General features: G+C 72.1%; 19 protein-coding genes and 2 pseudogenes. 9 read left to right on the forward strand and 12 right to left on the reverse strand.

What is annotated here, in order from left to right; all coding sequences use genetic code 11:
- Positions 1-524 precede the first annotated feature (524 nt).
- The 3 genes from ABZ117_RS16115 to rph all read right to left on the reverse strand — a co-directional run bounded on the left by ABZ117_RS16115 (position 525) and on the right by rph (position 5,263).
- The gene (locus ABZ117_RS16115; RefSeq protein ID WP_356821190.1) at positions 525-1,424 is read right to left on the reverse strand and encodes a hypothetical protein; all 900 of its coding nucleotides are present in this window, start codon (positions 1,422-1,424) and stop codon (positions 525-527) included.
- Positions 1,421-2,434: an SPFH domain-containing protein gene (locus tag ABZ117_RS16120; RefSeq protein WP_356821192.1), complete on the reverse strand. Its 1,014-nt coding sequence runs from the start codon at positions 2,432-2,434 to the stop codon at positions 1,421-1,423. The genes ABZ117_RS16115 and ABZ117_RS16120 overlap by 4 nt, the downstream gene beginning before the upstream one ends.
- Before the next feature lie 231 nt (positions 2,435-2,665).
- Positions 2,666-5,263 (reverse strand): rifamycin-inactivating phosphotransferase, encoded by a 2,598-nt coding sequence (rph, locus tag ABZ117_RS16125; RefSeq protein WP_356821194.1) that lies wholly within the window; start codon positions 5,261-5,263, stop codon positions 2,666-2,668.
- A 1,172-nt stretch (positions 5,264-6,435) separates the two neighbouring features.
- On the opposite strand from rph, the gene ABZ117_RS16130 reads away from it, so the two are divergent.
- Positions 6,436-6,975 (forward strand): DUF6817 domain-containing protein, encoded by a 540-nt coding sequence (locus ABZ117_RS16130; protein WP_356821195.1) that lies wholly within the window; start codon positions 6,436-6,438, stop codon positions 6,973-6,975.
- Between the two features lie 525 nt (positions 6,976-7,500).
- On the opposite strand, the gene ABZ117_RS16135 is transcribed toward ABZ117_RS16130, so the two are convergent.
- Both ABZ117_RS16135 and ABZ117_RS16140 read right to left on the reverse strand, forming a co-directional pair.
- The gene (locus ABZ117_RS16135; RefSeq protein WP_356821197.1) at positions 7,501-8,229 is read right to left on the reverse strand and encodes an NAD(P)H-binding protein; all 729 of its coding nucleotides are present in this window, start codon (positions 8,227-8,229) and stop codon (positions 7,501-7,503) included.
- Between the two features lie 19 nt (positions 8,230-8,248).
- Positions 8,249-8,551 carry a hypothetical protein gene (locus tag ABZ117_RS16140; RefSeq protein ID WP_356821199.1) on the reverse strand — a complete coding sequence of 101 codons (303 nt, stop codon included), beginning with the start codon at positions 8,549-8,551 and terminating at the stop codon, positions 8,249-8,251.
- A 160-nt stretch (positions 8,552-8,711) separates the two neighbouring features.
- Here ABZ117_RS16140 and ABZ117_RS16145 point away from each other — a divergent pair.
- From ABZ117_RS16145 to ABZ117_RS16160, 4 genes and pseudogenes are all read left to right on the forward strand, one after another.
- Positions 8,712-9,242: pseudogene (locus ABZ117_RS16145) on the forward strand (FAD:protein FMN transferase); the annotation flags it as partial.
- Between the two features lie 93 nt (positions 9,243-9,335).
- Positions 9,336-9,512 carry a hypothetical protein gene (locus ABZ117_RS16150; protein WP_356821200.1) on the forward strand — a complete coding sequence of 59 codons (177 nt, stop codon included), beginning with the start codon at positions 9,336-9,338 and terminating at the stop codon, positions 9,510-9,512.
- Positions 9,513-9,598: 86 nt separating this feature from the next.
- The gene (locus tag ABZ117_RS16155; RefSeq protein ID WP_356821202.1) at positions 9,599-11,434 is read left to right on the forward strand and encodes an ABC transporter ATP-binding protein; all 1,836 of its coding nucleotides are present in this window, start codon (positions 9,599-9,601) and stop codon (positions 11,432-11,434) included.
- The gene (locus tag ABZ117_RS16160; RefSeq protein ID WP_356821204.1) at positions 11,431-12,375 is read left to right on the forward strand and encodes a serine/threonine-protein kinase; all 945 of its coding nucleotides are present in this window, start codon (positions 11,431-11,433) and stop codon (positions 12,373-12,375) included. Before ABZ117_RS16155 ends, ABZ117_RS16160 begins: the two co-directional genes overlap by 4 nt.
- A gap of 34 nt (positions 12,376-12,409) precedes the next feature.
- On the opposite strand, the gene ABZ117_RS16165 is transcribed toward ABZ117_RS16160, so the two are convergent.
- The 7 genes and pseudogenes from ABZ117_RS16165 to ABZ117_RS16195 all read right to left on the reverse strand — a co-directional run bounded on the left by ABZ117_RS16165 (position 12,410) and on the right by ABZ117_RS16195 (position 22,153).
- Complete coding sequence (locus ABZ117_RS16165) at positions 12,410-13,180, reverse strand: zf-HC2 domain-containing protein (RefSeq protein WP_356821205.1); 771 nt, start codon at positions 13,178-13,180, stop codon at positions 12,410-12,412.
- Positions 13,170-13,757, reverse strand: coding sequence for an RNA polymerase sigma factor (locus ABZ117_RS16170; RefSeq protein ID WP_356821207.1), 588 nt, complete (start codon positions 13,755-13,757; stop codon positions 13,170-13,172). Before ABZ117_RS16170 ends, ABZ117_RS16165 begins: the two co-directional genes overlap by 11 nt.
- A 97-nt stretch (positions 13,758-13,854) precedes the next feature.
- A pseudogene (locus tag ABZ117_RS16175) lies at positions 13,855-14,046 on the reverse strand (arginine repressor); the annotation flags it as partial.
- Between the two features lie 210 nt (positions 14,047-14,256).
- Positions 14,257-15,660 (reverse strand): rhamnulokinase family protein, encoded by a 1,404-nt coding sequence (locus tag ABZ117_RS16180; RefSeq protein ID WP_356821278.1) that lies wholly within the window; start codon positions 15,658-15,660, stop codon positions 14,257-14,259.
- Positions 15,661-15,713: 53 nt separating this feature from the next.
- Complete coding sequence (locus tag ABZ117_RS16185) at positions 15,714-17,750, reverse strand: bifunctional aldolase/short-chain dehydrogenase (RefSeq protein WP_356821209.1); 2,037 nt, start codon at positions 17,748-17,750, stop codon at positions 15,714-15,716.
- Entirely contained in the window at positions 17,747-18,937 is a 1,191-nt protein-coding gene (gene rhaI / locus ABZ117_RS16190) for an L-rhamnose isomerase (protein ID WP_356821210.1), read from the reverse strand. The genes ABZ117_RS16185 and rhaI overlap by 4 nt, the downstream gene beginning before the upstream one ends.
- Positions 18,938-18,964: 27 nt before the next feature.
- Complete coding sequence (locus ABZ117_RS16195) at positions 18,965-22,153, reverse strand: alpha-L-rhamnosidase (protein ID WP_356821212.1); 3,189 nt, start codon at positions 22,151-22,153, stop codon at positions 18,965-18,967.
- A 189-nt stretch (positions 22,154-22,342) separates the two neighbouring features.
- Here ABZ117_RS16195 and ABZ117_RS16200 point away from each other — a divergent pair, with 189 nt between their 5' ends.
- The 4 genes from ABZ117_RS16200 to rhaS are packed head-to-tail and all read left to right on the forward strand — an operon-like array spanning position 22,343 to position 26,983.
- The gene (locus tag ABZ117_RS16200; RefSeq protein WP_356821214.1) at positions 22,343-23,839 is read left to right on the forward strand and encodes a sugar ABC transporter ATP-binding protein; all 1,497 of its coding nucleotides are present in this window, start codon (positions 22,343-22,345) and stop codon (positions 23,837-23,839) included.
- On the forward strand, positions 23,836-24,894 hold the full coding sequence (locus tag ABZ117_RS16205; RefSeq protein ID WP_356821216.1) for an ABC transporter permease: 1,059 nt from the start codon (positions 23,836-23,838) through the stop codon (positions 24,892-24,894). Before ABZ117_RS16200 ends, ABZ117_RS16205 begins: the two co-directional genes overlap by 4 nt.
- Positions 24,887-25,882, forward strand: a complete 996-nt coding sequence (locus ABZ117_RS16210) for an ABC transporter permease (RefSeq protein WP_356821218.1) — start codon at positions 24,887-24,889, stop codon at positions 25,880-25,882. Before ABZ117_RS16205 ends, ABZ117_RS16210 begins: the two co-directional genes overlap by 8 nt.
- A 15-nt stretch (positions 25,883-25,897) precedes the next feature.
- Positions 25,898-26,983: a rhamnose ABC transporter substrate-binding protein gene (rhaS, locus tag ABZ117_RS16215; protein WP_356821220.1), complete on the forward strand. Its 1,086-nt coding sequence runs from the start codon at positions 25,898-25,900 to the stop codon at positions 26,981-26,983.
- Positions 26,984-27,000 lie beyond the last annotated feature (17 nt).

Below are 27,000 nucleotides of genomic sequence, written 5' to 3' on the forward strand. Positions count from 1 at the left end.
CGAAGTCTGGGTGGAGCACTTTCACCGCAATGGGTGCGCCGCTGGCGGGATGGTAGGCGAAGCGGACGGTCGCCATCCCACCGGCGCCGAAGCGGTGTAGTGGTCTGGCCTGTGTGCGGGGGCGGCGTTGTCACGGAGAACTTCCTGTGGTTCGGTCAACTGATCGCGAAGTCCGCCAGGACGAACTCGCGGAGCGCCGCCGCCGCGCCGCAGAGTTGGCCTCGACCTACCGAAGCGAGTTCCTTTAGCTCGGGCAGGTTCTGTCTCTTCGGTCAGCGTCGTGCCCAGATGAGCATGGCGGTGATGGGGAGGGCGGCCCACTTCAGGGCCGTCGTCACCGAACAGGTCGACCACCCCACGGCGTTGGCCGCGCCGGAGGTCCTGCACCTGGTCGGGATGTCGCCGAGCGCACGCCGCGTGAGCCCTGCGGTCCTGAAGGCGGCGGCTTCCTGCTCGACCGGGGCACGGACTCCGTACCGGCCACCGCCTACGAGCCCCGATGAGCGAAGCCGGAGGCGGGGCGCTCACGTCACCAGGCGCAGCGACGACGCCGCGATGCCCACCTGTACGCTCTGCCCCCAGGTCAGTTCCAGGGCGTCGGCCTCCATCCCGTCCCCGAAGACGACCATCCGGTCCGACTCCACGGTCAGCCACAGCGCCTGTCCGCGCCCCAGCTCGCCCGCGACCCTGGACGTCCCGGTCGCGGGCGACGGCCATGCCTCGCGCACGAACCAAAGCAGCCGCGGGTCGCGCGGCGCGGGCATCGGCACGGTGCTGCCGCGCTCCAGCCACAGGGAGCGGAGCCAGCCGGTGGCGCCGGTGCCCGTGCCGACGAGCACCCCGGAGGACGCCTGGGCCTGGCCCGGATCGGCCGCGCCGCGGGTGCCCAGCCGGTAGCGGGCCGTCTGGTGGCCCGGCGGGCCCAGGTACACCTCGTTCAGCGCGAGGAGGCGCTGGGTGTCGTCGGCGACGGCCTCGACCATGGTCAGTTCCTCCACCCGGTCCCCGGCGGCGGTCGCGGCACGCAGCAGCCCGGCCGCGTCGGCGCAGCGGTGCCGGACCAGGACCCCCGGATTGCGCCCCGGATCGGTGTCGATGCCCACCACCGGCTGTCCGGAGAGGTACTTCGCTGTGTTGGCGACCAGGCCGTCCTGGCCGACCACGACCACCACGTCCTCCGGGGCGAACAGGAAGCGGTCCAGATCCGCCCGCTCCACCCGGGAACTGCGCCAGGTGAGCGGTACCGCCGCCGCCACGTCCCGCAGTGCCTGCCGGGTGGCGGCGTGGCGGCGGGCCACCTCCTCGATCGAGCGGCCGCGGCTGGAGAGGAAGAACGCGGCCTGGCCGTGCGTGCCGTGCCGGGCGAGCAGTTCTTCGTACTCGGTCCTGCGGTGCACGAGCACCACCCGCGGTGCCAGGCTCACGCGTCCGCCCGGCCGTCCGGGCGCCCGATCCTCGCGAGGAGGCCGGTGAGCACGTCGGGGGAGAGGGTGACGCTCTCGATCCGCGGCAGGTTCTCCGCCAGCCGGGTCGCCGCCAGGGCGTGCAGCGTGACCGGGTCGACCTCGCCGTGCACCCCCAGCCAGGCGGCCTGGGCCTCGGCGCGCGCCGCGCCCGTCGCGCGCGCGGCCTCGGCCTCCGCGCGGGCCAGGCGGACCGTGCGGGCCGCCTCGGCCTCGGTCCGTACGCCGTCGGCCGCCGCCTCCTCCTCTGCCTCGCGCCGCGCGTTGGTGCCGCGCTGGTCGACCAACTGCTCCTCGCGCCGGGCCAGTTCGATCTGGCTGGCCATTTCGTTCTCGGCGATGGCACGCTCACGTTCGACGGCGACGGCCCGCCGCTCGTAGGTGGCCCGGTCCGCCTCCTGCTGGATCTGCTCGCGGGCCGGGGTGCGCAGGGCGCGCTCCATCTCGGCCTCGGGCCGGATCGCGACGACGCGCACGGCCACCACGTCGATGCCGGTGGCCGGCAGGCGGGGCTCGGCGGCGAGACCGGCGGCGACCCGGTCCCGCACGGAGGCGACGCCGTCCACCAGCGCGAGGGCCAGCGGGGTCCGGGCCAGTACGTCCAGCGTGTGCTGCTGCGCGGTCTCGGTGAGAAGGGTGGCGATCTGCTCCAACGGTGTGCCGCGCCAGTTCCCGCTGTCCGGGTCGACGGAGAAGTCGAGCCGGTTCGCCGCCTCGGCCGGGTCGCTGATCCGGTAGGTCACGGTGGCCTGCACGGTGACGTCCTGGAAGTCGGCCGTACGGGCGTGGAACGCCATGGCCAGTTCCCGGTCGTCGACCGGTACTTCGGAGAGCGCCGCCGACAGTGACCGGTACCAGAAGCTGAGGCCCCGGCCGTCGTGGACGAGCCGGCCGCGGTGGTGGTGGCGGATGTGTGCGGTGGGCGCGGAGCGCAGATGGCGCCAGCCGAAGCGCCGGGTGATGTCGGCCATGGTGGACCCCCTCGATTTCGTCAATGCGACGATAATCAGAGGCGTCGATGTCGTCAAGTAGACGAGAAGTGGGGTGCCGCCGAGCCCAGGTGACGGACGGACACCGGTGCCCGACCGAGGCGGCCGGGTGCGGGACGCGGACGGGACATCCCGCCCGCGCTCCGCACGGGTCGCCGTCGACGGCCCGGCCTCACCCGGCCGGAGCCACGGACGAACCCGCGGTACGGCCGGTCAGGACAGGACCTCGACGTACCCGTCGGTTCCGTGCACGCGGATCCGCTGCCCGTCCCGGATCAACCGGGTGGCCTGCGCCACACCCACGACGGCCGGCAGACCGTACTCCCGGGCGATCACCGCCCCATGGGTCATCAGACCGCCCACCTCCGTCACCAGGCCCGCGATCGCGACGAACAGCGGCGACCAACTCGGGTCGGTGAACGTCGTGACCAGGATGTCGCCCGCCTCGAGGTCGGCCTGCGCCATGTCGAGGACGACCCTGGCCCGCCCTTCGACGGTCCCGGCGGAAACCGGTAGGCCGGCCAGGGCGCCGGCCGGCACGTCGTCGCGCCGGTACCTCCCGCTGACCATCTCGCCCTCCGAGGTGAGCACCCGGGGCGGGGTGAGCGCGTGATACGACCGGAACGCGTCCTTGTGCCGCCGGATCAGCTCGTCGTCCACCCGGTGCGAGCGCACGACGTCGTGGAACTCCTGGAACGTGAGGTAGAAGACGTCCTCCTCCTCGGGGACCACGCCCGCCCGCACCAGGCGTTCGGCCTCCCCCAGCAGCGCCTGCTTGTAGAGGAAGTAGCGGCTGACGACGTCATACTTCGGGTACTCCCGGTAACCGATGAAGGTGCGGACCCGGTCGATCATCCGCTTGGTCTCGTCGGCCTTCCGGTCCCCGTCCGGCAGGGCCCGCAGCCGCGACAGCACGTCCTGCTCCTTCTCCTGCGCCCTTCGTCGCCCTTGCGCGAAGCGCCGCCCGGCGGCACCCGGCCCGGAGTTCCTGACGTGGTCGAGGATCAACGGCACCAGCGTGCTGGGGCGCTCGCGCCAGCGCGGGCGCGTGATGTCGATCTCGCCGACACAGCGCATGCCGTACCGGTCGAGGTACTCCGCGAGGGCCTTGCGGGCTTCGGTCCCGCCCGGAATACTCGTCAGCTTCTCCATGAAGCCCTCGTCCTCGACGCCCTTGAGGAACGCCACCACCTCCGGCAGCGGACGGATCACGTCCGCGACGTCGAGCAGCGCCAGTCCCATCTCCGAGGTGATGTTGCCGGGGGCGGACAGCGTGAGCGTGTCCGCCGCGTTCTTCTCGCCCAGCCACTCCCGCAGGTTGTCGTTGAGCCACCAGGTGGCTTCCATCCCCGCCATGATCACTTGCAGGCTGAGCGGATCACCGAGGACCCGCCGGTGCTCCTCGAACGTCTCCAGCAGGAAGTCGAACAGCGCCGGCCCGGTCTTCGTCCGGATGTCGCGCTCCAGGGTGGCGAGGGACGCCTGGCTGCGCTCGATCAGCTCGGTGACGACGGCCGGATCGGTCGCGACGGGGACGGGTCTGCCGCCGGCCGCCGGCCGCCCGGGAGCCGGGTCCGGGAGCGACGGGATGAAGTCGCCGCGGTCCAGGACGGTCTCCAGTGCGTCCCTGACCAGCGGATCGCCCCTCCCCACGATGTCCAGGAGGCCGGCGCGACTCGCGGGCGAGGCCAGGCGCCGGATGACGTCGACGAACAGCCTCCCGCCGGCCTCGTGCATCGGTGCCATGGCCGTCAGCTGCCACACGGAGAGCCCGAGGGGCCTCATGGGGTCCGTCATCATCTGCTGGTGGCCGACGGACACATAGACGTGGTTCTCCCGGTCGCCCGCTTCCGGGACAGGGAACAGCGTGGTGATCGGCCGGCTCTGGACGATGTGGAAGCCGTCGTCGACCAGGCACCATTCGATGTCCTGAGGGCGTCCGAAGTGCGCCTCGATGCGCCGCCCGAGCTGCACGAGCCGTAGAACCTGTGCATCTGTCAGCGACGGCTCGTCCCGCCGCGGGGAGCCGACCTCCACCACCCGCGTGCCGCCGGCCGGCAGGGCGTGAACGGCCCGCTGCTTCGTGGCGATCGTCCTGGCGACGACCTCGCCGTGCCGCACCTTGAAGACGTCCGGGTTCACCAGGCCGGAGACCAGGGCCTCGCCGAGCCCGAAGCCGGCGTCCACGGTGGCGACCGTCCGGTTGCCCGTGACGGGGTCGGCCGTGAACAGGATGCCGGACGCGCGCGGGACGACCATCCGCTGCACCACCACGGCCATGCGGACCTTGCGGTGGTCGATGCCGTTGCGCTGACGGTAGGTCACGGCCCGCTCGGTGAACAGCGAGGCCCAGCACCGGCTGACGTGCCGGAGGACCTCGTCCGTCCCCACGACGTTCAGGTACGTGTCCTGCTGACCGGCGAAGGAGGCTGTCGGCAGGTCCTCCGCCGTCGCGCTGGACCGGACGGCGTACGCGGCTCCCTCGCCGAGCCGGGCGAGCGCACGGCTGATCGCCGCCACGAGATCGTCCGGGACGGCGATCCCTTCGACGGTCCGACGGATCTGCGCGCTGAGCGTGCGGATCGCCTCCCGGTCGTCCGGACCCGAGCGGGACAGCTCATCGAGCCGGTCCTCGAGGGACGGCGCCTGCGCCGAGATCCGCCGGAAGGCGTCCGTCGTCACGCAGAAGCCGTCCGGCACGCGGACACCGTCGATCCGTGACAGCCCGCCCAGGTGCGCGCCCTTGCCGCCGACGACCGCGATCTGCGTCTCGTCGACCTCGTGCAGCTCCCGCACGTACCGCTCGGTCATGGCCGTACCTCCGAAGCGGCCCGGCCTGCCTGCCCTGCGGTGGCCGATCGCGCCAGCGGCGCCGTCGATCCCGTCACACCCCGTGTCACGCACATCCCCATTCCTGATCGCCCTTTCCCACGACGAGCCGGTCGGCCGCGCGGTCCCGTCAGGCGGCGCGCACCCGCGCGCCCTCGTACCGGGCGCCCGCACCGCGAGGCCGGCCCCCTGCGGGACGCGCTCGCGGCACCACCCGCGGTCGACGGCAGCGCACGCACGCCGTGCACCGTCCCCGCGGATCCGGCCTCGGCCGACGATTCTGCGCCGTGACCGGGGCCTTGCGGCAAGCCCTCCATCGCGCTATAAGTTGAGAGTGGCGAGGAGAGTGCACTCCTCGCCTTCGTCGGTCCCGCGGCAAGAGCCCGCCCCGGTCGGCAAGGCCCGAACACCCGGCCCGCCCCGCCTAGGTCGTCGCGCACGCGCGTGCCGGAGCCGGGCGGATGCCTGAGCGAAGCCGGTGGGCGGCTCGCGGCGCCGGGGGAGTTCACGCCGACGTTCTGAACGCGCGCGGCAAGAGTGTCCAGGCGGACACTGCTCCAGGCGGGAACCGGTCGGGTTCGCCCGGGCCGGAGGCGTCTGCCGCGCACGAGGCACCCAGGGCACCGGTCGGCGCGGGACCAGGTCGGAGGCCGCCCAGGAGCCCGGGGGCCCCTCCGCCGGGTCTCGCGCCGGTGGAGGTCGAGGTACCCGGCGAGGGTCAGCGCGTCGCGCGGCTCGTCGGCCTGGAAGGTGACACGGCGCAGCAGCCGTACGCCGTCGAGCGCGACCCCCTCGCGGGCCAGGACGTAGAGACAGGCGAGGAGGGCGGAGCGGGCCTTGCCGTCGTCGAAGGGGTGGAACGGCACGACCTCCACACACCCACCGTGGTTCGACCTGGGACGGGAATTCACCCGACTGCGCAGCACAGCACGCGGACCGACCCGGGAACCGGGGCAGGCCCCCGTAGTGCCGAGGGCTCGCGCTCGGCGTGATCACAGGCGCCTCCTCGACGTGACGCGACCGGGCTGAAGTACGCTTCCGGCGCGATCGGTTGAGCGGACGTGGAGACACCGAACCGCAGCCGGCCCGTGCGGTTACCGTCCGCCGTGGGTGTCACAGAGCGGACGGCGATCCTCAGGAAGGGTGATGGGCAGATGACCGCCAAGGCGTTGTCGATCCTGCGGGCGGCCGGAGCCGAGGACATCGAGCATCCCGGCGGAACGCTGCTGGCCCACCTGCGGCGCGTCAGCGCCCTCCTCGCCTCGTGGGGCGCCCGCCCGGCGCTGCAATCGGCCGGGCTGTGCCATGCCTTCTACGGGACCGACGGTTTTCCCGTCGCCCTGCTGGATCTGGGGCGCCGGGCGGAGTTGGTCGAGGCGATCGGCGTCGAGGCCGAAGCACTGGTCTACTTCTACGCCTCCTGCGACCGCAAGGCGTCGTACCAGGGGCTGACCGACAGTCGGGGCACGTTCGTCGACCGGTTCACCGGCACGCGGACGCGACCGAGCCCCGCGGCGCGCCGGGACTTCGCCGAACTCACCGCCGCCAACGAACTGGACATCGTCGACGTCAGCCCGGAGGTCCGCGCCCGCTACGGGGCCGACCTGCTCGACCTGTTCACCCGATGGCGGCCGCTGCTGTCGGAGTCGGCCTGGGGGCACTGCCGCAGCGTGCTGGGCCCGGCCGACCACTGACTTCGCGCCCGGGAGGGACGGTCGTCCAGCACGCCCGGCAACGCCGTACGGCGGTTCGCCAGCGCGGGCTCAAGAGCGCACAGCACGACGACGGCGGTCAGGGCGACGGTTCAGGGGTAACCGGCGCCGGCCGCGAGCCAACCGCACGCGACGGCACGGGCACCCGTACCCGCGTCGTAGGCGCAGTTCCACAGCGCGCTGACGGTGCCGTACCCGGCGGCGGGAACACGCGCCTACATCAAGGTCGACGTGGCGTTCTGCGCGGTCCCGAAGCCGAGCCCGAACAGGGCGACCGAGACGAGAACGGTCACCGGGCTGCCCGTCAGCGCCGTCAGCAGTGTGCCGACGGCTGACAGCAGCAGACCAGGGAGAATGGTGCGACGTCGACCGGCAGGTCCCACCCGAGAGCCGCGCCGCACCGCCGATGCGGAAGGCGTCGAGCCCGGCGGCCCGCGAGGCGGGCGGCCCGCGAGGTGGGCGACGGGGTGGCTCTTCGCGGTCTGCGCACCTCAGAGGGCGAGCGGGTCAGGAGAGCCAGTCGGTGTAGCGGGTGGGAGCGAGGTGGGCGTGCTCGTCGGTGAGGACGTCGCTCTTGACGGCGGCGAACATGCCGGCGGTGGGGTCGGTGACGACCGTGCGGTTGTCGCCCTGGTGGGACAGGGTGATGCGGCCCAGCTCGTCCAGGGGGAAGATCTCGGGGCCGGCGATGTTGCGAATGCTGTTCAGCGGGGCGCCTGCGGCGACCTGGGCCACCGCGTCGGCCACGTCCTTGGCGGCGATCGGCTGGATCGGCGTGGCGGGCAGCCGGACGGTGTCGCCGTCGGCGGTCCAGGACATGACGGCGTCCATGAACTCCATGAACTGTGTCGCCCTGACGATCGAGTAGGGGACCGGCCCGGCCGCGAGGATCTGCTCCTGGAGCACCTTGGCCTTGTAGTAGTCCAGCTCCGGCACCTGGTCCGCCCCGACGATCGAGAGGATGACGAAGTGACCGACGCCGCCCTTGTGGGCCGCGGCCAGGAGCTTGTCCATCGAGGTCTGGAAGAAGGCCGGGGAGGCTTCGTCGAAAGTCGGGGAGTTCGTCAGGTTGACGACGACGTCGGCTTCCGCCACCGCCTCGTCAAGTCCCTGGCCGCTGATGACGTCGAGCCCGGTGGACTTCGAGTGGGGCACCGCCTCGTGCCCGGCGGCGTTCAGATCAGTGACGACCTGCGATCCGATCAGCCCGGTACCGCCGATGACTGCGATCTTCATAGGGAGCCCTTCCTCGAAATCATGTGGGCAAATATGGCATATAGGCACCGTGGGGGTGCGGCAACATACACCTCGGTCGACTGAGGAGGGCGCGGCGCCAGAGACCGTCGACGAAGGTGACCGTCTCGTCGGGCGGGGCCCGGCCCGTACGGCCGTCACGTGCCGTGGCGTGTTCGAGCCCGATCGACATGCCACGGAAGAGGATGAGCTCGTCCGGGGGCGACAGAACCTCCGCGACGCTCCCCTGAGACTTCGCCCAGGCCATCTGCGCACAGCTGTGCAGCCCTTCGGCGCGCAGCAGCATGACGGTCTGCTGAGACATACCGACGTCGGACCATTGGCCCGCCCATTTCGCGGTAGATGCAGCAGAACGGCTTGAAGCGGAGACCCGGGCCGCTGAGGAGGGCGCCCGTGCCCAGGCTGAACCGGGAGGCGGTGGTGGCCGGAACCGTGGGCATCGACTCCGTCTGCCGGGGCCACCTGGATGGTTCAGCACCCGGTACCAGGGGTTCCTGGCCCCGACCGGGATCGTCAAGGGCTGGTCGGCCGAGGTTGCGGCCCAGCTGCTGGCGGCGGTGGACGGCGTGAGCGGGGTCAGCCTGAACGGCGGCGGGGATGTCCAGATGCTCGGCACGCCGGAACTGCACCGGGCCTGGTGGGCAGGCGTGTCCGACCTCCCGCGTCCCGGCGGGCTAGGCGGCGGTGCTCTCGGCGGCGGGGCTGGACGAACTGTCGGTGGCCACGTCCGGTGCGGCGGAGCGGGGCGCGCGCATCGTGGCTCCGCGTACGGGCAGGTCGCCGGTGACCGACCTGGTCCCGGTGACGGTGGTGGTCCCCAGCTGACCTGGGTGGACTGCTGGGCGACCGTGGCGTTCGCGAGGGGATCGCGGGCCTGGCCGGCGTGGCTGGAGTCACTGCCCGGCGTGGAGGCGCTGCTGATCACGGCGGGCGACGAGGTGCGTGGCACAGGGAGGCAGGCCGGCGGCGCGGCCCGGCTGAGACGACAGTCCTGACTTCGCACACTTTTTTTCACTTTTATCCCGGAAAGCCATCCAACTTCCGTTCTGGGACGTATCCCAAGTGTTGCAAGTCTCAGGAGGAAAGCCATGGCAATCTTCAGCAATCTCATGCCCGCCAGGCACGGCAACCACGGGAACGACACGTCCGACAATGACGACCGCAGCGGCAACGGCGGCCGTCACGGACATGGTGACCGTGAGGGCCGCGGCGACCACGGCGGCCGCCACGGGCACGGTGACCACAACGACAACAACCGGTACTGACCCACTCGAAGGCTGAGCGGACCGGGGAACCAAGAACCTGGTCCGCTTCGCCGTCGATCCATGTCGATCCACGAGGAACACATGCCATGGCGTACGGTCTTCGGCGTCTGCTGACGGTGGGCGAGGCGTCGGACGCCGTGGTCGCGGCCCCGCCGCCGGTGGCGCCGCGCGAGGTGTTCCGGCGGTTCTGGCCGTACACCCGCGGGGGCCGCCGCTGGTTCGTTCCCGTGGTCCTCTTCAGCCTGATCGGCCCCGCCATCGACGCCGGGGAGATATGGCTTTTCAAGATCGTGGTGGACGACGTGCTCGTCCCCCGTGACCTCGGGCCGCTGCTGTGGATCGCTGCGACCTACCTGGGCCTCGTCGTCGGCTCCGGCGTTCTCGGCTTCGCCGACGACGTGACGTCCACCTGGGTCAGCGAACGCTTCCTGCTCACCCTGCGCTCCGCCGTCTTCGGACACGTCCAGGGGCTGTCGCTCGGATTCTTCGAACGCAGGCGGCTCGGGGACGTGCTCTCCCGGGTGACGGGCGACGTCGACTCGGTCGAGACGTTCCTGCTCTCGGGCGTGGCGGACGGCCTCTACTACGTGATCCAGCTGGGCGTCTTCCTCGGCCTGCTGTTCTACCTCCAGTGGGACCTGACCCTCCTGGCCCTCGTCATCGTGCCGATGTTCTGGGGTGCGGCCCGGCACTTCTCGCGGCTGATCAAGAAGGCGTCCCGGGAACGCAGGCGGCGCAGCGGTTCGATCAGCGCGATCGCCGAGGAGACGCTGGGCAACGTGGCCCTGGTGCAGGCGTACAACCGGCAGGAATGGGAGCAGCGCCGGTTCGGTGCGGAGAACCTCGGCCGGTTCCACGCGGTGATGGCCTCGGCGCGGATCCACGCCGTCTACCGACCCGTCGTGGAGATGATCGAGGTGTCGGGCGGCCTGGCGGTCATGGGCCTGGGCACCTGGAAGCTCGCCCAGGGGCAGCTCACACTGGGCGGGCTGCTGGTCTTCCTCGCGCTGATCGGCAAGCTCTACAGCCCGGTCCGCAACCTCTCGCGCCTCGGCACCACCTTCTACGCCGCCTCCGCCTCCGCCGAACGGATCATCGAACTGCTGGACCAGCGGCCGCAGGTCGTCGAGGCCGCGGGCGCCCGGCCGATCGGCCGCGCGCGGGGCGACGTGGAGTTCGACGGCGTCGGTTTCCGCTATCCCGGCACCTCGTCCTGGGCCTTGTCCGACCTGTCCTTGCAGGTCGCGGCCGGGCAGACGCTGGCGCTGGTCGGGGCGAGCGGCGCGGGCAAGTCGACGGTGGCCAAGCTGCAATTGCGCTTCTACGACCCCGACCGGGGAGCGGTCCGCCTCGACGGGACCGACCTGCGCGACATGCGTCTGTCCGACGTGCGGGAGAACGTGGCGGTGGTCCTACAGGAGACGCTCGTCTTCCAGGGCACCGTACGGGACAACATCGCCTACGGCCGGCCGGAGGCGACGGAGGCGCAGATCGTCGCGGCGGCGCGCGCGGCCGACGCGCACGACTTCATCGAACAACTGCCCCAGGGCTACGACACGATGGTCGGCCAGCGGGGCCGGACGCTCTCCGGCGGACAGTGCCAGCGCCTGGCGATCGCCCGCGCGATGATCAGGGATGCGCCGGTGCTCCTCCTGGACGAACCGACCAGCGGGCTGGACGTCCGGTCGGGGCGGCGGATCATGGACCCGCTGCGGCGGCTCATGGCCGGGCGGACGACCATCGTGATCTCCCACAACCTGCTGACCGTCCGCGACGCCACGAACATCGCGGTGCTCGACCGCGGCCGGGTCGTCGAGTACGGCACCCACGACGACCTGCTGCGGCGGGACGGGTCGTACGCCCGGCTCCACCGGCTGAACGCCGCGAGCGGGTCCGCGGCCATGCGGTCGGTGCCGTCGTGAGCGCCTGCGTCCCGCGGCGGCCCGCCGCCCTCGCACCGGGCGCGAGACCGGCTCCGGGCTACGAGGTGCTGGCGCATCTGACGCGCACGGGCTGGCTTGACGTCTACGACGCCTGGAGCGAGGAACGGGCCTGCCGGTGCGTGATCAAGACCGTGCGGCCCGACCGCCGGGACGAGGAGCGGCTGCGCGAGCGGCTGCTGCGGGAGGGCGGGTGGTTGCGGGAGTTCACCCATCCGCATCTGACCCGGGCCTACGAGACCTTCGAGTCGCCCGAACCGCTCGTCGTGCTGGAGACGCTGACCGGTGAGACCCTGTCCCACCTCGTGCACCGGTTGCGGCGCCGGCCGGGTGCCGCCGACGTGGCGCTGCTCGGGGTGCAGCTGTGCTCCGCGATCCACTACCTGCACGGCCGGGGCCTGCTGCACCTGGACGTCAAGCCGTCCAACGTGGTGGTGGACTGCGGTCACGCGAAGGTGCTGGACCTGAGTGTCGCGCGGCCCCCCGGGCCCGCGCCCGCCGGGGTGGGCACGCGGGGCTACCTCGCTCCGGAGCAGGCCAGGGGAGGGCCGCTCACGGCCGCGGCCGACGTGTGGGGCATCGGCATCACCTTGTTCGAGGTCGCGTGCGGTGACGTGCCGTTCGCCCGCGACGACGACCACGCGAGGGCCGCGAGCGCCGAGAACGGCGAGAACGTCGACGGGCCGGGTACCGGGCACGAGCGGCCTGAGCGGGGTGACCGGGCCTGCGAGAGCACCGGCAGCACCGGCGAGTGGTATCCGCAGCTGGAGCGGAGCGCCCCGCCGATCGGCTCCCGGCGGCGCCTGCCGTCCGCTGTCGCCGGCGCCGTCGACGCCTGCCTTCGGGCCGATCCCTCGTCCCGGCCCGCCGTCGACGAACTGGCCGCCGCTCTGCGGTCGGCACTGCCCGCGCCGCCCTGGTGAGGCATGCTGAGGCCGTGGCGGACCGCGCCGGGCCTCAGTCCACCGGCGTCTCGACGTGGCCGACCTGTAGCCGGGACGTGGCGATGACGGTGCCGTCGGAGGAGATCAGGCGGGCACCGGAGACCGCCGCGGTGTCGACGGCGGCCGACGCACCCCAGTCGCCGCGACCGTCCCGCACGGCGAAGTCACCGACCCGGACGGTCGTGCCGTCCGCGTGCTCCAGGAGACAGATGACCCTGCCGCTGTACCGGGTGCCCCGGCCGTCGAGATCGACGGACACGAAGAGCCAGCCGGAGGTACCGGGATGGGCGTACACCTCGCCCACGGGCCGCCCTCGGTCCGCGGCCGAGGTCAGGTCTCCGACCAGTATCGGCTCGCTCACGGAGGCGGGGGGTGATGCGGTGACGTCCTGCACGGCGGTGCTGATCCCCCAGCCGGCGAGCCCGCAGGCGACCGCCGCGGCGGCCCCGATCGATGCGAGCCGCAGCCGGGCCCGGTGGCCGAGGCCGCGCCGGCCGGTGGGCAGGTGGCCGGATGCGCGCGCGGGCGGGCGCGGCTCCTGTGCCGCGGCGTCCCGGATCAGCGCGCGCCCCACCCGGGTCTCGAAGCCCAGGGGTGGCTCGCGGTCGGGCAGCAGCCCGATCAGCCCGTCGCCGACCAATGTCAGGTGCTCGACGTACTCCCGGCAGTCCGCGCACCGGTCCAGATGGGCGAACGCCTCGGCCCGCTCGCGGCCGGAGAGCACGCCCAGGGCCAGCTCTGCGCCGTGTTCCCGCAGCTTCTCGCAATTCGCGTCACTGGGCATGGTCGCCTCGGTTCGGAGACCCGAGTGTGGTCCGCAGCTTTGCCATCGCCGCCCGGATCCGTGTCTTGGCGGTGCCCAGCGGGATCTGCTCCAGGTCGGCGATCTGCTGGGCCGTCATTCCGTAGATGCCCGCCATCACCAGGGCACGGGCCTGCCCCCGTGGCAGCCGTGCCACGGCGGCCCGCAACTGGGACGAGGCCTCGTCGGCCAGCGCCCACCGCTCGGGGGTCTCGGTGACGGCGCCGACCAGCGCGTCGAGATCTTCGGGTGCCACCGGCTCCGTCCGCCGCGCGCGGACGGCGTCGACGGCGAGGTTGTGCGCGATGGTCGTCAGCCAGGTCGTGACCGAGCCGCGGCGCGAGTCGTAGATCTGCGCATGACGCCATGCGCGTTCGAATGTCTGCTGTGCGATGTCCTCGGCGATCTGCCGGTCGCCGAGGACCGTCATGGCGACGCCGAAAACCCTGTGCTGGAACCTCCGTACGAAGGCGACGGCGAGTTCCGGGTCGCCGGTGGCCAGCCCGGACAAGAGAGCCTCGTCCGGGAGGCGGCCCACGGGGAACCGGAAACCCGACACACCTCTGTATACGGCCGGCCGCCGACCGGAGATTGCTCGCCGGCTGCGGAAGATCACATCCCCATTGTCCGCCGCATGCTCCGGGCCCGCACGCGGGTCAGTGCCCGTTCTGCGCCAGCCGCAGCAGATGGTCCGCCGGCGCCTGCCCGCCGTCCGGGTTCCGGCTGATCAGCATCAGGGTGCCGTCACCCGCGATGGTGCCCAGGATGCCGTGCAGTTCGGCCCGGTCGATCGCGGACGCCAGGAACTGGGCCGCACCCGGCGGGGTGCGCGGGACCACTGTGACGGAGCAGTGATCTTCGGGGCGCTGGACTGCTTCGGTCTGGTGTTTCGGCTTCGAAGGGGGACTCGGGACGGCTGAAGCGGGTGCGTTCGGGCGTGATGGGCGTGGCTCGGGGGAGTGTTCGGTTTGGTTGGTCGGGCGCTTGGCCTGCGGTTCAGTAGCCGTGTGGGATTGCTTGGTCTGCTCCTCGGCCGTGACCGCGAGCGGGGTCTGACCTCAGCCCTTGCCGAGCCGCTTTCCAGCCGACCGCCACGCACTCGTCGTGCCCCGCGGCTCGTACCGTCTCAGCGGCTGGGTGCGGGCCACGAGGGCGCGCAGGTCGGCCAGGGAGCCGCCGGTGTCGCCGTGTGCGCGGGCCTGGACCAGCACGTTGCCCAGGGCCGCCGCCTCGGTGGGGCCCGCCACGACCGGCAGTCCGCAGGCGTCGGCGGTGAGCTGGCACAGCAGGGAGTTGCGCACGCCGCCGCCGACGACGCGCACCACGTCCACCGAGTGTCCCGACAGGCGCTGGGCGTCCGCGATCGCCCGGTGGTGGGCCAGGGCGAGGGAGTCCAGGACGCACCGGACCGTGCTCGCGTGGTCCCCGGGCGCGGGCTGTCCGGTGGCGAGGCAGGCAGCGGCGATGCGCTCCGGCATCCGGCCGGGTGCCAGAAACCCCGGGTCACCCGCGTCCACGACCGACCGGAGCGGTTCGCACGCCGCCGCCGCGTCGAGGAGCGGGCCGAGGTCCGGTCCGCCCCAGGAGCGCAGGCACTCCTGGAGGAGCCACAGGCCCATGATGTTGCGCAGATAGCGCACGGTGGAGTCGAGGCCCAGTTCATTGGTGAAGTTGGCCAGCCTGCTTGCCTCGGTGAGCACGGGGGCGTCGAGTTCCAGCCCTGCCAGGGACCAGGTGCCGGTGCAGACGTACGCGAACCGTTCCCCGGCGGCGGCCGGGACCGCGGCGACGGCGGACGCCGTGTCGTGGGAGGCGACCGTGGTCACGGGCAGCGGGCCGGTCAGCCCCGTCTCCTCCAGCACGGCGGGCAGCAGCCGCCCGGCGGGGGCGCCCGGCAGGCGCAGCGGGGGGAAGAGCGTCAGGTCGATGCCGAGCCGGTCCGCCACTTCCTGCGACCAGGTACGGATGCCCGGGTCGATCAACTGGGTGGTCGAGGCGTTGGTCAGCTCGGTGACCCGCTCGCCCGTCAGCCAGTACGTCAGCAGGTCCGGGATGAGCAACACCTGCCTCGCGGCCTGGAATCGGGCGCTGTTCCGGGCCGCGACCAGCTGGTAGAGCGTGTTGAACGGGGCGTACTGGAGCCCCGTGCGCGCATAGAGCTCCGGCGCCGGGACCCTCGCCCACACCTGCCCGGCGACGCCCTCGGTACGGGTGTCCCGGTAGTGCACCGGGTTGCCGAGCAGGGCACCGTCGGCGTCCAGCAGGCCGTGGTCGACGGCCCAGGAGTCGATGCCGACCGAGGTCAGCCGGGCCTCGCGTCCCGCCGCGCGCAGGCCGTCGAGGACACCGGCGTACAGGCCGAGCACGTCCCAGTGCAGCCCGTCGGGCAGCCGTACCGGGCGGTTCGGGAAGCGGTGGGCTTCCGTGAGCCGGAGCGTGCCCGGCCCGACCCGGCCGACCATGACACGGCCACTGGAGGCACCGAGGTCGACGGCGGCGTACGCGTTCGGGGCGTTCACCGCAGGAACGCGGCCGCCACACCCGCGTCGACCGGGATGTGCGTACCCGTGGTGTGCGTCAGGTCCCCGCCCGTCAGGGCGAACACCGCGTTGGCCACATGCTCGGGCAGCACCTCGCGCCCCAGCAGGGTGCGCCGGGCGTAGAACGCGCCCAGCTCCTCCTCCGCGATGCCGTACGTCGCCGCCCGCTGCGCACCCCAGCCGCCGGCGAAAATCCCGGAACCGCGCACCACACCGTCCGGGTTGACCCCGTTCACCCGGATGCCGTGTTCACCCAGCTCCGCCGCCAGCAGCCGCACCTGATGGGCCTGGTCGGCCTTGGCGGCGGAGTAGGCGATGTTGTCCGGGCCCGCGAACACCGCGTTCTTGGACACGACGTAGACGATGTCACCGCCCAGGCCCTGCTCGGTCATCACCCGTGCCGCCTCGCGGGACACCAGGAAGGACCCGCGGGCCATGATGGCGTGCTGGAGGTCCCAGTCCCGCGCCGTCGTCTCCAGCAGCGGCCTGGACAAGGAGATCCCGGCGCAGTTGACGACCAGGTCCACCCCGCCGAAGGCCAGCACCGCGGCGCGGAAGGCGTCGGCGATCTGCTCCTCGCTCGTCACGTCCACCGCGACCGGCACCGCCCGGTCGGGGCCGCCCAGTTCCTCGGCCACCGCCTCAGCGCCCTTGACGTCCGCCACCACGACGCAGGCGCCCTCGGCGGCCAGCCGGTGCGCGATCGCCCGGCCGATGCCGGAGCCCGCGCCCGTCACGAGCGCGATCCGGGTGGCCAGCGGGCGCGGCTTCGGCATCCGCCGCAGCTTGGCCTCCTCCAGTTCCCAGTACTCGATCCGGAACTTCTCCCGCTCCTCGATGGGCGCGTACGACGAGACGGCCTCGGCCCCGCGCATCACGTTCACGGCGTTGCGGTAGAACTCGCCCGCTACCCGTGCGGTCTGCTTGTCCCGGCCGAAGGAGAACATGCCGACGCCCGGAATCAGCACGATCGCCGGGTCCGCGCCGCGCATCGTGGGGGAGCCGGGGCCCGCGTGGCGCGCGTAGTAGGCCGCGTACTCCTCGCGGTACGCGGCATGCAGTTCCCGCAGGCGCGCCCGTACCTCGTCGAGCGGGGCGGCCGGCGGCAGGTCGAGGACGAGGGGCCGCACCTTCGTGCGCAGGAAGTGGTCCGGGCAGGAGGTGCCGAGCGCGGCGAGCCTCGGGTGTCCGGCGCGGGACAGGAATTCCAGGATCCCGGGGGAGTCGTCGAAGTGGCCCACCTGCGGCCGGTCCTGGGAGGCGAGCGCGCGGACGGCGGGGGCCAGCGCGGCCGCCCGCTCCCGGCGCGCACCCTCCTCCAGCGCGGCGTACTCCGCCAGGAGGCGTCCGAAGGGCTCCGCCTTTCCGCGCGCGGCCAGGAAGGCTTCGGCGGTGCGGATGATGTGCAGGCTGTTGCGCTCGCACTCGGCGGAGGTGTCACCCCAGGCGGTGATGCCGTGCCCGCCCAGGATCACCCCGATCGCCCGCGGGTTGGCCTCCTTGACCCGGGCGACGTCGAGCCCCAGTTGGAAACCGGGTCGCCGCCACGGCACCCACACCACCTGCTCGCCGAAGCACTCGGCGGTCAGCTTCTCGCCGTCCGCCGCGCAGGCGAGCGCGATGCCGGAATCCGGATGCAGATGGTCCACATGGGGGGCGTCCACCAGCGCGTGCATCGCGGTGTCGATGGACGGCGCCGCACCGCCCCTGCCGTGCAGGCAGTGGTCGAAGGCCGCGACCATCCCGTCCTCACCCGCCCCCCTCGGATACACGTCGGCGAGGGCCCGCAGCCGGTCCAGACGCAGCACGGCGAGGCCCTCGGCCGTGAGGGTGCCGAGGTCGCCGCCCGAGCCCTTGACCCACAGCAGGCCGACGTCGTCGCCGGTCACCGGGTCGACGGCCGTGCCCTTCACGGAGGCGTTGCCACCCGCGTAGTTGGTGTTGCGCGGGTCGGCTCCCAGACGGTGCGCCCGCTCCAGGAGTTCGCCCACGACGGGGGACTGCCGCGTCATGCGCCCCACCCCGCCTGCTCGCCGCCGACCCGTTCCTTCACGATCCGCTCCGGCCAGCCCGAGCGCCGGTACGCGGCCATCGGATCGGGGTCCAGGCCCGCCTCCTCGCGCATCTCGGCCAGCAGCGGCCGTACGTCCGTGTCGAACGCGTCCATCAGGACGCCGTTGGCCGCGAGCACGTCACCGGCGCGCTGGGCGTCGGTGAGGGCCCCGGTGTCGACGAGGAGGGCCTTGGCGGTGGCCTCCTGGACGTTCATCACCGAGCGGATGATCGCCGGGATCTTCGGCTCGATGTTGTGGCACTGGTCGAGCATGAAGGCCACGTCCGCGCTCAGGCCGCCGCCGCGCACCACCTCGTACATGATGCGGAACAACTGGAAGGGGTCGGCAGCGCCCGCCATCAGGTCGTCGTCCGCGTAGAAGCGGGAGTTGAAGTCGAAGCCGCCGAGCCGTTCCTCGCGCAGCAGTGTGGCGACGATGAACTCGATGTTGGTGCCGGGCGCGTGGTGCCCGGTGTCCACCACGACCCGTGCCTTCGGGCCGAGTTTGAGACAGTGGGCATAGGCCGTGCCCCAGTCCGGCACGTCGGTGGCGTAGAAGGCGGGCTCGAAGAGCTTGTACTCCAGCAGCATCCGGTGGCCGTCGCCCAGCCGCTCGTAGACCGTACGGAGGGCCTCGGCGAGCCGGTCCTGCCGGGTGCGCAGGTCGTCCTGGCCGGGGTAGTTGGTGCCGTCGGAGAACCAGAGCTTCAGGTCCCGCGACCCGGTCGCCTCCATGATCTCCACGCAGTCGAGCAGATGCCGGACCGCCTTGCGGCGCACCGCCGGGTCCGGGTTGGTGACCGAGCCCAGTTTGTAGTCGTCGTCCTGGAACACGTTCGCGTTGATCGCGCCGATCCGCACGCCGAGCTTCGATGCGTGGGCGGCCAGTGCGCCGTAGTCGTCCACGCGGTCCCACGGGATGTGCAGGGCGACGGCCGGCGTCACACCCGTGTGCGCGTGCACGCGGGCGGCGTCGTCCAGCTTCTCGAAGGGGGTGCGGGGTACGCCGGGCTGCGCGAAGACCTTGAAGCGCGTGCCGGAGTTGCCGTACGCCCAGGACGGGGTCTCGACTGCCTGGGTGCTCAGCGCCGCCTTCACGGCGTCCCGCGAGGGAGGCTCGCCCCCGGCGGCTTCCTTGGTGGTCATCACGTCAGCCCTTCTGGAGGATGGTGATCAGCCGGTGAAGCGGTGGGTGCCCGAACCCGCGGCGAAGACGGCGCAGTTGTCCTCACGGCGGAGGAACGCTGCGGTGCCGCCGACGACTTGCCCCTTGTCGCGGGTCTCGGGTATCCACACCTCGGCGGTGGTGTTGGGCGGTACCGAGACGGTGAGGCGGAAGCCCTCGGCGCCCGTCGTCCAGTCCGTGGACACCGGGCCGTACACCGAGTCGAAACGGCCGTGGGCCTCGTTCACACCGCCGCCCGGCCGGGGCCGGATCAGGATCTTCCGGAAGCCGGGCGCGGCGGGGGCGATCCCGGCGATGTGGGCGTACATCCACTCGCCGACCGAGCCGTACGCGTAGTGGTTGAAGGAGTTCATCCCGGCGTCCTGGAAGGTGCCGTCCGGCCGGATGGAGTCCCAGCGCTCCCACATCGTGGTGGCACCCCGGTCGATCTGGTAGCCCCAGCCCGGGTACGAGCGCTGGGCCAGCAGCCGGTGGGCGACATCCGTGTGCCCGGTGTCGGTGAGCACGGGCAGCAGCCTCGGGGTGCCGAGGAAGCCCGTGGACAGGTGCCAGTCCCGCGCCTCGATCAGCTCGACCAGGCGGGCCGCGGCGGGGGCGCGGTCGGCCTCGGCGAGCAGGTCCATGGACAGCGCCAGGACGTACGCCGTCTGCGTGTCCCCCTTCACCCGGCCGCCCCCGGTGACGTACGCGGCCCGGAAGGCGTCCCGGACGTCTCCGAAGAGCCTCCGGTAAGGCTCGGGGTCCTTGCCCAGCGCCTCGGCCGCCCCAGCGACCAGCCCGGCGCTGTGCGCGAAGTACGCGGTGCCGATGACGTCCTTCGGTGTCTCGTCCTGGAGGTTCAGCCAGTCCCCGTAGCCCTCGTCGGGCCGCAGATAGCCGGTGCTGTGCGCTTTCAGATAGTCCAGCCACCTCACCATCGACGCCCAGGCCCGCTCCAGGACCCGCACGTCCCCGTACATCCGGTACAACGCCCACGGCACGGTCACCCCGGCGTCGCCCCAGCCCGCCGCGCCGACACCGACGTCCATGGACGGCGCCACGTTCGGGAAGGCGCCGTCCGCCGCTTGGCCGTCCCGCAGGTCGTCCAGCCACTTGGCGAGGAACCGCGCCGACTCCATGGTGTAGGCGGCCGTCGGCGCGAAGACGTTGATGTCACCGGTCCAGCCGAGCCGTTCGTCGCGGGCCGGGGTGTCGGTGGGCACGGAGAGGAAGTTGCCGCGCTGTCCCCAAGTGATGTTGCTGTGCAACTGGTTGAGCATGGGCACGTCGGTCTTGAAGGACATGGTGAACGGTGCCGAGGTGTGCAGCACCCGGCCGGTGACCGCGTCGAGCCGCGGCCTGCCGGGGAAGCCGGTGACCTCGACGTACCGGAAGCCGTGGAAAGTGAAGCGCGGTTCGAAGGTCTCGGTGCCGCCGCCCTTGAGCACACAGGTGTCCGTGGCTCGCGCCGTGCGCAGGTTCGCGGTGTACAGCGTCCCGTCGGGGTTGAGCACCTCCGCGTGCCGCAGCCGCACCGAGGTGCCCGCCGCGCCCCGGACACGCAGGCGGACCGCGCCCACCATGTTCTGGCCCAGGTCGAACACGAACACACCGGGCTTCGGCTCGGTCACCTTCTTGGCGGCCACCTCGCGTTCCACCCGGACCGGGCCGTCGACCTGGGCGACCAGCTCGGCGGTCACCTTCTCGACCACGTCCACCGCCGCCCACCCGGCGCCGTCGAAACCGGCCCGCGTCCAGCCCGGCGTCTCCAGGCGGGCGTCGTAGTCCTCGCCCGACATCAGATCCGCGCTGGTCACCGGCCCGGTGGCCGCACGCCAGCCGGGGCCGGACAGCACCCGGTCCGTCGAGCCGTCGGTGTAGGTCACCTCCAACTGGCCGATGAAGGCGGGCCGGTCACCGTACTGATGGGGACCGAACCAGGCGACGTTGCCCGCGTACCAGCCCGCCGCGAGAGTCACGGCGAGGGCGTTGGCGCCGGAGGTGAGCCGGTCCGTCACGTCGTACGTCTGGTACTGGACCCGCTCGCGGTAGTCGGTCCAGCCTGGCGCGAGCCGGTCCTCGCCCACCCGGGCGCCGTTGAGGTGGGCGTCGTAGAGACCGAGGGCCGAGGAGTACAGGCGCGCCCGCGCGACGGTCTTCCCGGCCGGGACGCGGAACTCGCGGCGCAACTGAGCGGCGGGGGACCAGGCGGCCGTCACCTTGCCCCAAGGGCCCTGGCCCCAGGGGGTGACGACCTTGGCCGGTGCCCACGCGCCGTCGTCGTACCCGGCCGAACGCCATTCGCCCGGAGGCTCCTTGTCCACCGTCTTCCAGGACGCGTCGGTCACTACGGTGCGCACACCGGACGGGGTGGTCAGCTCGACGAGGCCGAGGAGGCCGGCCGGTCCCTCGCTCGCGTTGGTCGCGGCGACGGCGATCACCACGACTCCGGGCTCCAGCCGGCTCTCCACGACGACCGGGCGCTTCCAGTTCTCCGCCGGCCCGTCCGGCTCGGTGTGGGCGAGAGGTGTGCCGTTCACGTAGGCGGTGAACCCGTCGTCGGCCGTCATGACCAGGCGGGCCCGTGTCACCCCGGCGGGGACCTCCACGCGGGCCCGGAACCAGCGCGTCGCGGCCGGGGCGCTGCTCGCGGGGTCGCCCTCGGGGAACCAGATCCAGGAAGCGCCCTCCAGGGAAGGCGCCCCGACCAGTGCCGCCGGGGCGGCGATCCAGCGTGCCGTCCAGTCGGAGGCGGCGGTGAGGCCCGTCTCCCACCAGGCGGGCTCGCTCCAGGCGCCGACGCGGCCCGCGCCGTCCCAGACCCGGACCTGCCAGTGGTAGCGCGTGCGTGCCCTCAACTCCGGTCCCGAGTAGGGCACGAGGACCGAATCCGGTGACGTGACCTTCCCGCTGTCCCACACGTCCGGCGCGGTCAGACGGCCGGGCCGGGTGGCCACCCGGACCTGATAGGCGCTCTGCTTCTGGTCGTGGCCCTCGGGCGCCAGCGGCCAACTGAGCCTTGGCCGGGACGTGTCGAGACCCAGGGGGTTGCTCACGTACTCCACGGTGGGCCGGGAGACCCGGATGGTGCGATGGTCGGTGCGCGGTGCGGCCTGGGCGCCGGTGGCCCCTGTGGCCATGGTGGTGGCGAGGGCGGTACCGGCGGTGGTGCCCAACAGTCGTCTTCTGCTGATCACGTTCGGCTCCGTAACGACTCGGCAGTGAATCGTTTCACGAGAGGTGAAGCTAGAGGTGCCGACAGGCCCCGTCAAGGGCACCGGGCATTCTGCGGCGTACTCAAGTCGTGGCCATTGACCGAGCAGTTGACGCGGGTTTAGCTTCCCTGCACATTGCCTGAAACCTTTCACGACCGATCGGTGTGACCCATGCCAGAGCCCCCCGTCCTGGCCGCGCAGGGCCTGAGCAAGTCCTTCGGCGCCGTGCGCGCTCTGCGGAACGTCTCCCTGGAGCTGTACGGCGGTCAGGTCCATGCCCTCGCGGGCGAGAACGGCGCCGGAAAGTCCACCCTGGTCAAGACGCTCGCCGGGGTCCACCGCCCCGACTCCGGTGTCCTGAAGCTCCACGGCGAGCCGGTCGTCCTGCACGGCCCGGCCGACGCCCGCGACGCCGGGGTGGCCGTCATCCACCAGGAGCCGACGCTCTTCCCCGACCTGTCCGTGGCCGAGAACATCTTCATGGGCCGTCAGCCCCGCCGGCTCTTACGGCGCGTCGACCACCGGGCCATGAACGCGGCCGCCGGTGACCTCTTCACCCGTCTCGCCGTGGACCTCGACCCCGAGCGGCCCGCGCGCGGCCTCTCCATCGCCGACCAGCAACTCGTCGAGACGGCCAAGGCGCTCTCCTTCGACGCCCGCGTCCTCATCATGGACGAGCCGACCGCCGCCCTCACCGGCAGCGAGACGGCCCGCATCTTCGGCGTCGTACGCGCCCTGCGCGACCAGGGCTGCGCCATCCTGTTCGTCTCGCACCGACTGGAGGAGATCTTCGACCTCTGCCAGTACGTCACCACCCTCAGGGACGGCGAGGTCGTCGCAGGCGAGCCGGCCGGGGACCTCACCGAGGACGCCCTGGTGCGCCGCATGGTGGGCCGGGACCTCGGCGAGCTGTACCCGAAGGAACCCGCCGAGCCCGGTGAAGTTGCTCTCGAAGTCCGGCGGTTGACCCGCGAAGGCGTCTTCACCGACGTGTCCTTCGAGGTGCGCAGCGGCGAGATCGTGGGCCTCGCCGGTCTGGTCGGGGCCGGGCGCAGCGAGGTCGCACGAGCCGTCTTCGGCGTCGACAAGTGGGACGCCGGGACGGCCGAGGTCTGCGGCAAGGCGCTCACCAACGGCTCCCCGAGCGCCGCCATGGCCGCCGGGCTCGTCCTGGTGCCCGAGGACCGGCGCGCCCAGGGCCTGGTGATGGACATGTCCATCGAGCGCAACATCGGTCTGACCGGGCTGCGGACGACCGTACGGGCCGGGCTGATGGACCGGGGTGCCGAGCGGAGCCGGGCCCTGGACTGGGCGGTGCGGCTGAAGGTCAAGTACGCCCGGATCACGGACGCCGTGGGCACCCTGTCCGGCGGCAACCAGCAGAAGGTCGTCCTCGCCAAGTGGCTCGCCACCGGGCCCCGGGTGCTGATCGTGGACGAACCCACGCGGGGCATCGACATCGGCACCAAGGCCGAGGTGCACCGGCTGCTGTCCGGGCTCGCCGCCGACGGGGTCGCCGTACTGATGATCTCCTCTGACCTGCCGGAGATCCTCGGCATCGCCGACCGCGTCCTCGTCATGCACGAGGGGCGGCTGACCGCCGAGCTGCCCCGCGCGGACGCCACCGAGGAATCCGTGCTCGCGGCGGCCACCGGGAGGGTGCGATGACCGTCACCGGACACACCCCGGCATCCGCCGTCGAGCCGGGCACGGCCGGGACGACCCGGCTGCTGGACCGCGTCCTCAAGCTCCGAGAACTGGCCATCCTCCTCGTCCTCGTGGTGATGATCGCGGTCACCCAGGCGGACAACCGGGAGTTCCTCTCCGAGCAGGGCGTCAAGGACCTCCTGCTCAACGCGACGATCCTGGTGCTCGTCGCCTCCGGCCAGGCACTGGTGGTCATCACCCGCAACGTCGACCTGTCCGTCGGCTCCGTGCTGGGCCTGACCGCCTTCACCGCCGGGGACGTGCTGCAAGCGGGCGGCGGCGCCCCGGCCGCAGTACTGCTCGCCGTCACCCTCGGCGTGGGCTGCGGGCTGCTGAACGGCGTCCTCGTCAGCCTCGGCCGGGTCCCGGCCCTCGTCGTCACCCTCGGCACCCTCTACATCGTCCGGGGCATCGACTCCATCTGGGTCGGCCCCCGCCAGATCACCGCATCCGACCTGCCCTACGGCTTCACCGACTTCGGCTCCGGCGGTCTGTCCGCGGTGCCGTACCTCGCCCTGATCGCCCTCGCCGTGCTCATCGCCACCGCCTACTACCTGCGCAACTTCGGCGGCGGCCGCGAGCTGTACGCGCTCGGCTCCAACCCGGAGGCGGCACGGCTCGCCGGCATCCCCGTACGACGGCGCGTCCTCGCCGCCTACGTCGCCTGCGGGGCCCTCACCGGACTCGCCGGAGCCCTCTATCTGGCCCGCTTCGGCAACGTCGACAGCTCCACCGGCAGCGGCTACGAACTGACCGTCGTCAGCGCCGTGGTGGTCGGCGGCGTCGCCTTCACCGGCGGCTCCGGCAGCGTGTACGGCGCGGCGCTCGGCGCCCTGCTGCTCACCACCGTGGGCAGCGTGCTGCCCGCCCTCGGCGTCAGCTCCGTGTGGGTCCTGGCCATCAACGGCGTCCTGCTCGTCCTCGCCGTCACCGTCGACCGGATCGTGGCGCTGCGCGTGGCCCGCGCCCTCAAGAAAAGGTCCGCGCCGAACCGGAGGGACATCCGCCATGACTGACTCGCCCCTCGCGCGCGCCGTCCGCTGGGACACGGTCGTCGGCGCCCTCCTGCTCGTCCTGCTCCTGCTGTCCTTCTCCTTCGTCGACGGCTTCGGCAACGCCCTCAACCTGTCGTTCCTGATCGGCAACACCCTGCCGGTCGCGCTCATCGCCCTGCCGATGACGCTGCTCGTGGTCTCCGGCGAGATCGACCTCTCGGTGGCCTCCACGGCCGGGCTGTCCGGTGCGGTGATGGGCGCGCTGTGGAACGCCGGGATGGCGCTCGAGACCATCATCCCACTGTGCCTGCTGCTCGGCGTGGTCTGCGGGCTGGTCAACGGCCTCCTGGTGACCCGGCTCGGCCTGCCGTCCCTGGCCGTCACCATCGGCACCATGGCCGCCTACCGGGGCGTCGCGCAGATCGTCCTGGGCTCCGACGCGGTCACCGACTTCCCCGCCCAGTACCTCGACTTCGCCGCGGGCCGCATCGGCGGCACTTTCATCCCGTACGCCCTGCCGCCCTTCCTCGTCCTGCTCGTCGTCGCCGTCCTCGTCCTGCACGCCGCCCCCTTCGGTCGGTCCCTGTTCGCCATCGGCGCGGGCGAGGAGGCGGCCCGGTTCGCCGGTATACGGGTCAGGCGGCACAAGCTGTGGCTGTTCACCGCCACCGGCCTGCTGGCGTCCGCCACCGGGATCTTCTGGGCCCTGCACTACGCCAGCGCCCGCTACGACAACGCCACCGGGCTCGAACTCTCCGTCGTCGCCGCCGTGCTGCTCGGCGGGATCAGCTTCGACGGCGGCCGGGGCACCCTGGGCGGCGCCATCGCAGGGGTCTTCCTGCTCGGCGCCCTCCAGAACGTGATGAGCCTGCTCAACGTCTCCGCCCAGTCGCAGATCGTCGTCACCGGCGTCCTGCTCGTCGTCTCCGTGCTCGGCCCGCGCCTCGCCCACCGAATCACCGCCGCACGGGCCGTCCGCGCCAACTCAGTCCAGCCGCACGCCTCCTGAAGGGACCCACCCGCGATGTCCACTCCCGGAATCCGCCAGGCGTGCGCCGCGCTCGCCGCCACCGTCTCGCTCGCCCTCACCCTGGCCGCCTGCGGTGGCACCACCAAGAAATCCGTGGCGGACGACGACGCCGGCGCCAGGCACTCCCACGCCAAGGCCGACCCGAACGCCCCCACCAAGAAGGGCCTCACCGTCGCCTTCCTGCCCAAGCAGGTCAACAACCCCTACTTCACCGTCGCCGACAAGGGCGGCCGGCAGGCGCTCGGTGAACTCGGCTCCTCCTACAAGGAGGCCGGCCCGAGCAGCGCCACCGACACCTCCGGCCAGGTCTCCTACGTCAACACCCTCACCCAGCAGCAGGTCGACGGCATCGCCGTGTCCGCCCAGGACCCCGGCGCCCTGTGCACCGCGCTCGAGCAGGCCATGAGGAACGGCATCAAGGTCGTCACCTACGACTCCGACACCAACGCGGGCTGCCGGGACGTCTTCGTCTCCCAGGCGAGCGCCGAGGCCCTCGGCCGCTCCCAGGTCCAGCTCCTCGGCAAGCAGCTCGGCTTCAAGGGCGAGATAGCGATCCTCTCCGCCGCACAGACCGCGACCAACCAGAACACCTGGATCGGCTTCATGAAGGACGAGCTGAAGAAGCCCCGTTACAAGAACATGAAGCTGGTCGAGACGGCCTACGGCAACGACGACGCCCAGCAGTCCTTCCAGCAGACGCAGGGCCTCCTCCAGGAACACCCCCGGCTCGCCGGGGTCATCTCCCCGACCACCGTCGGCATCAAGGCCGCCGCCCAGTACCTCTCCGGCTCGAAGTACAAGGGGAAGGTCCGGCTGACCGGCCTCGGCACCCCCAACGACCTGCGCCGGTACGTGAAGAACGGCACCGTCGACGCCTTCGAGCTCTGGGACCCCGCCAAGCTCGGCGCCCTCGCCGCGCACGCCGCCGTCGCCCTCTCCTCGGGGCAGATCACCGGGCAGCGGGGCGAGACGTTCAGGGCCGGCGGCCTCGGCAGCTTCACCATCGGTGACAAGGGCGTCGTCGACCTCGGTGCACCCACCGTCTTCGACAAGGGCAACATCGACCGGTACAGGTTCTGACCCGGCATAGGCTGGGC

This window comes from Streptomyces sp. NPDC006309, assembly GCF_040613095.1.
Lineage (GTDB): Bacteria > Actinomycetota > Actinomycetes > Streptomycetales > Streptomycetaceae > Streptomyces.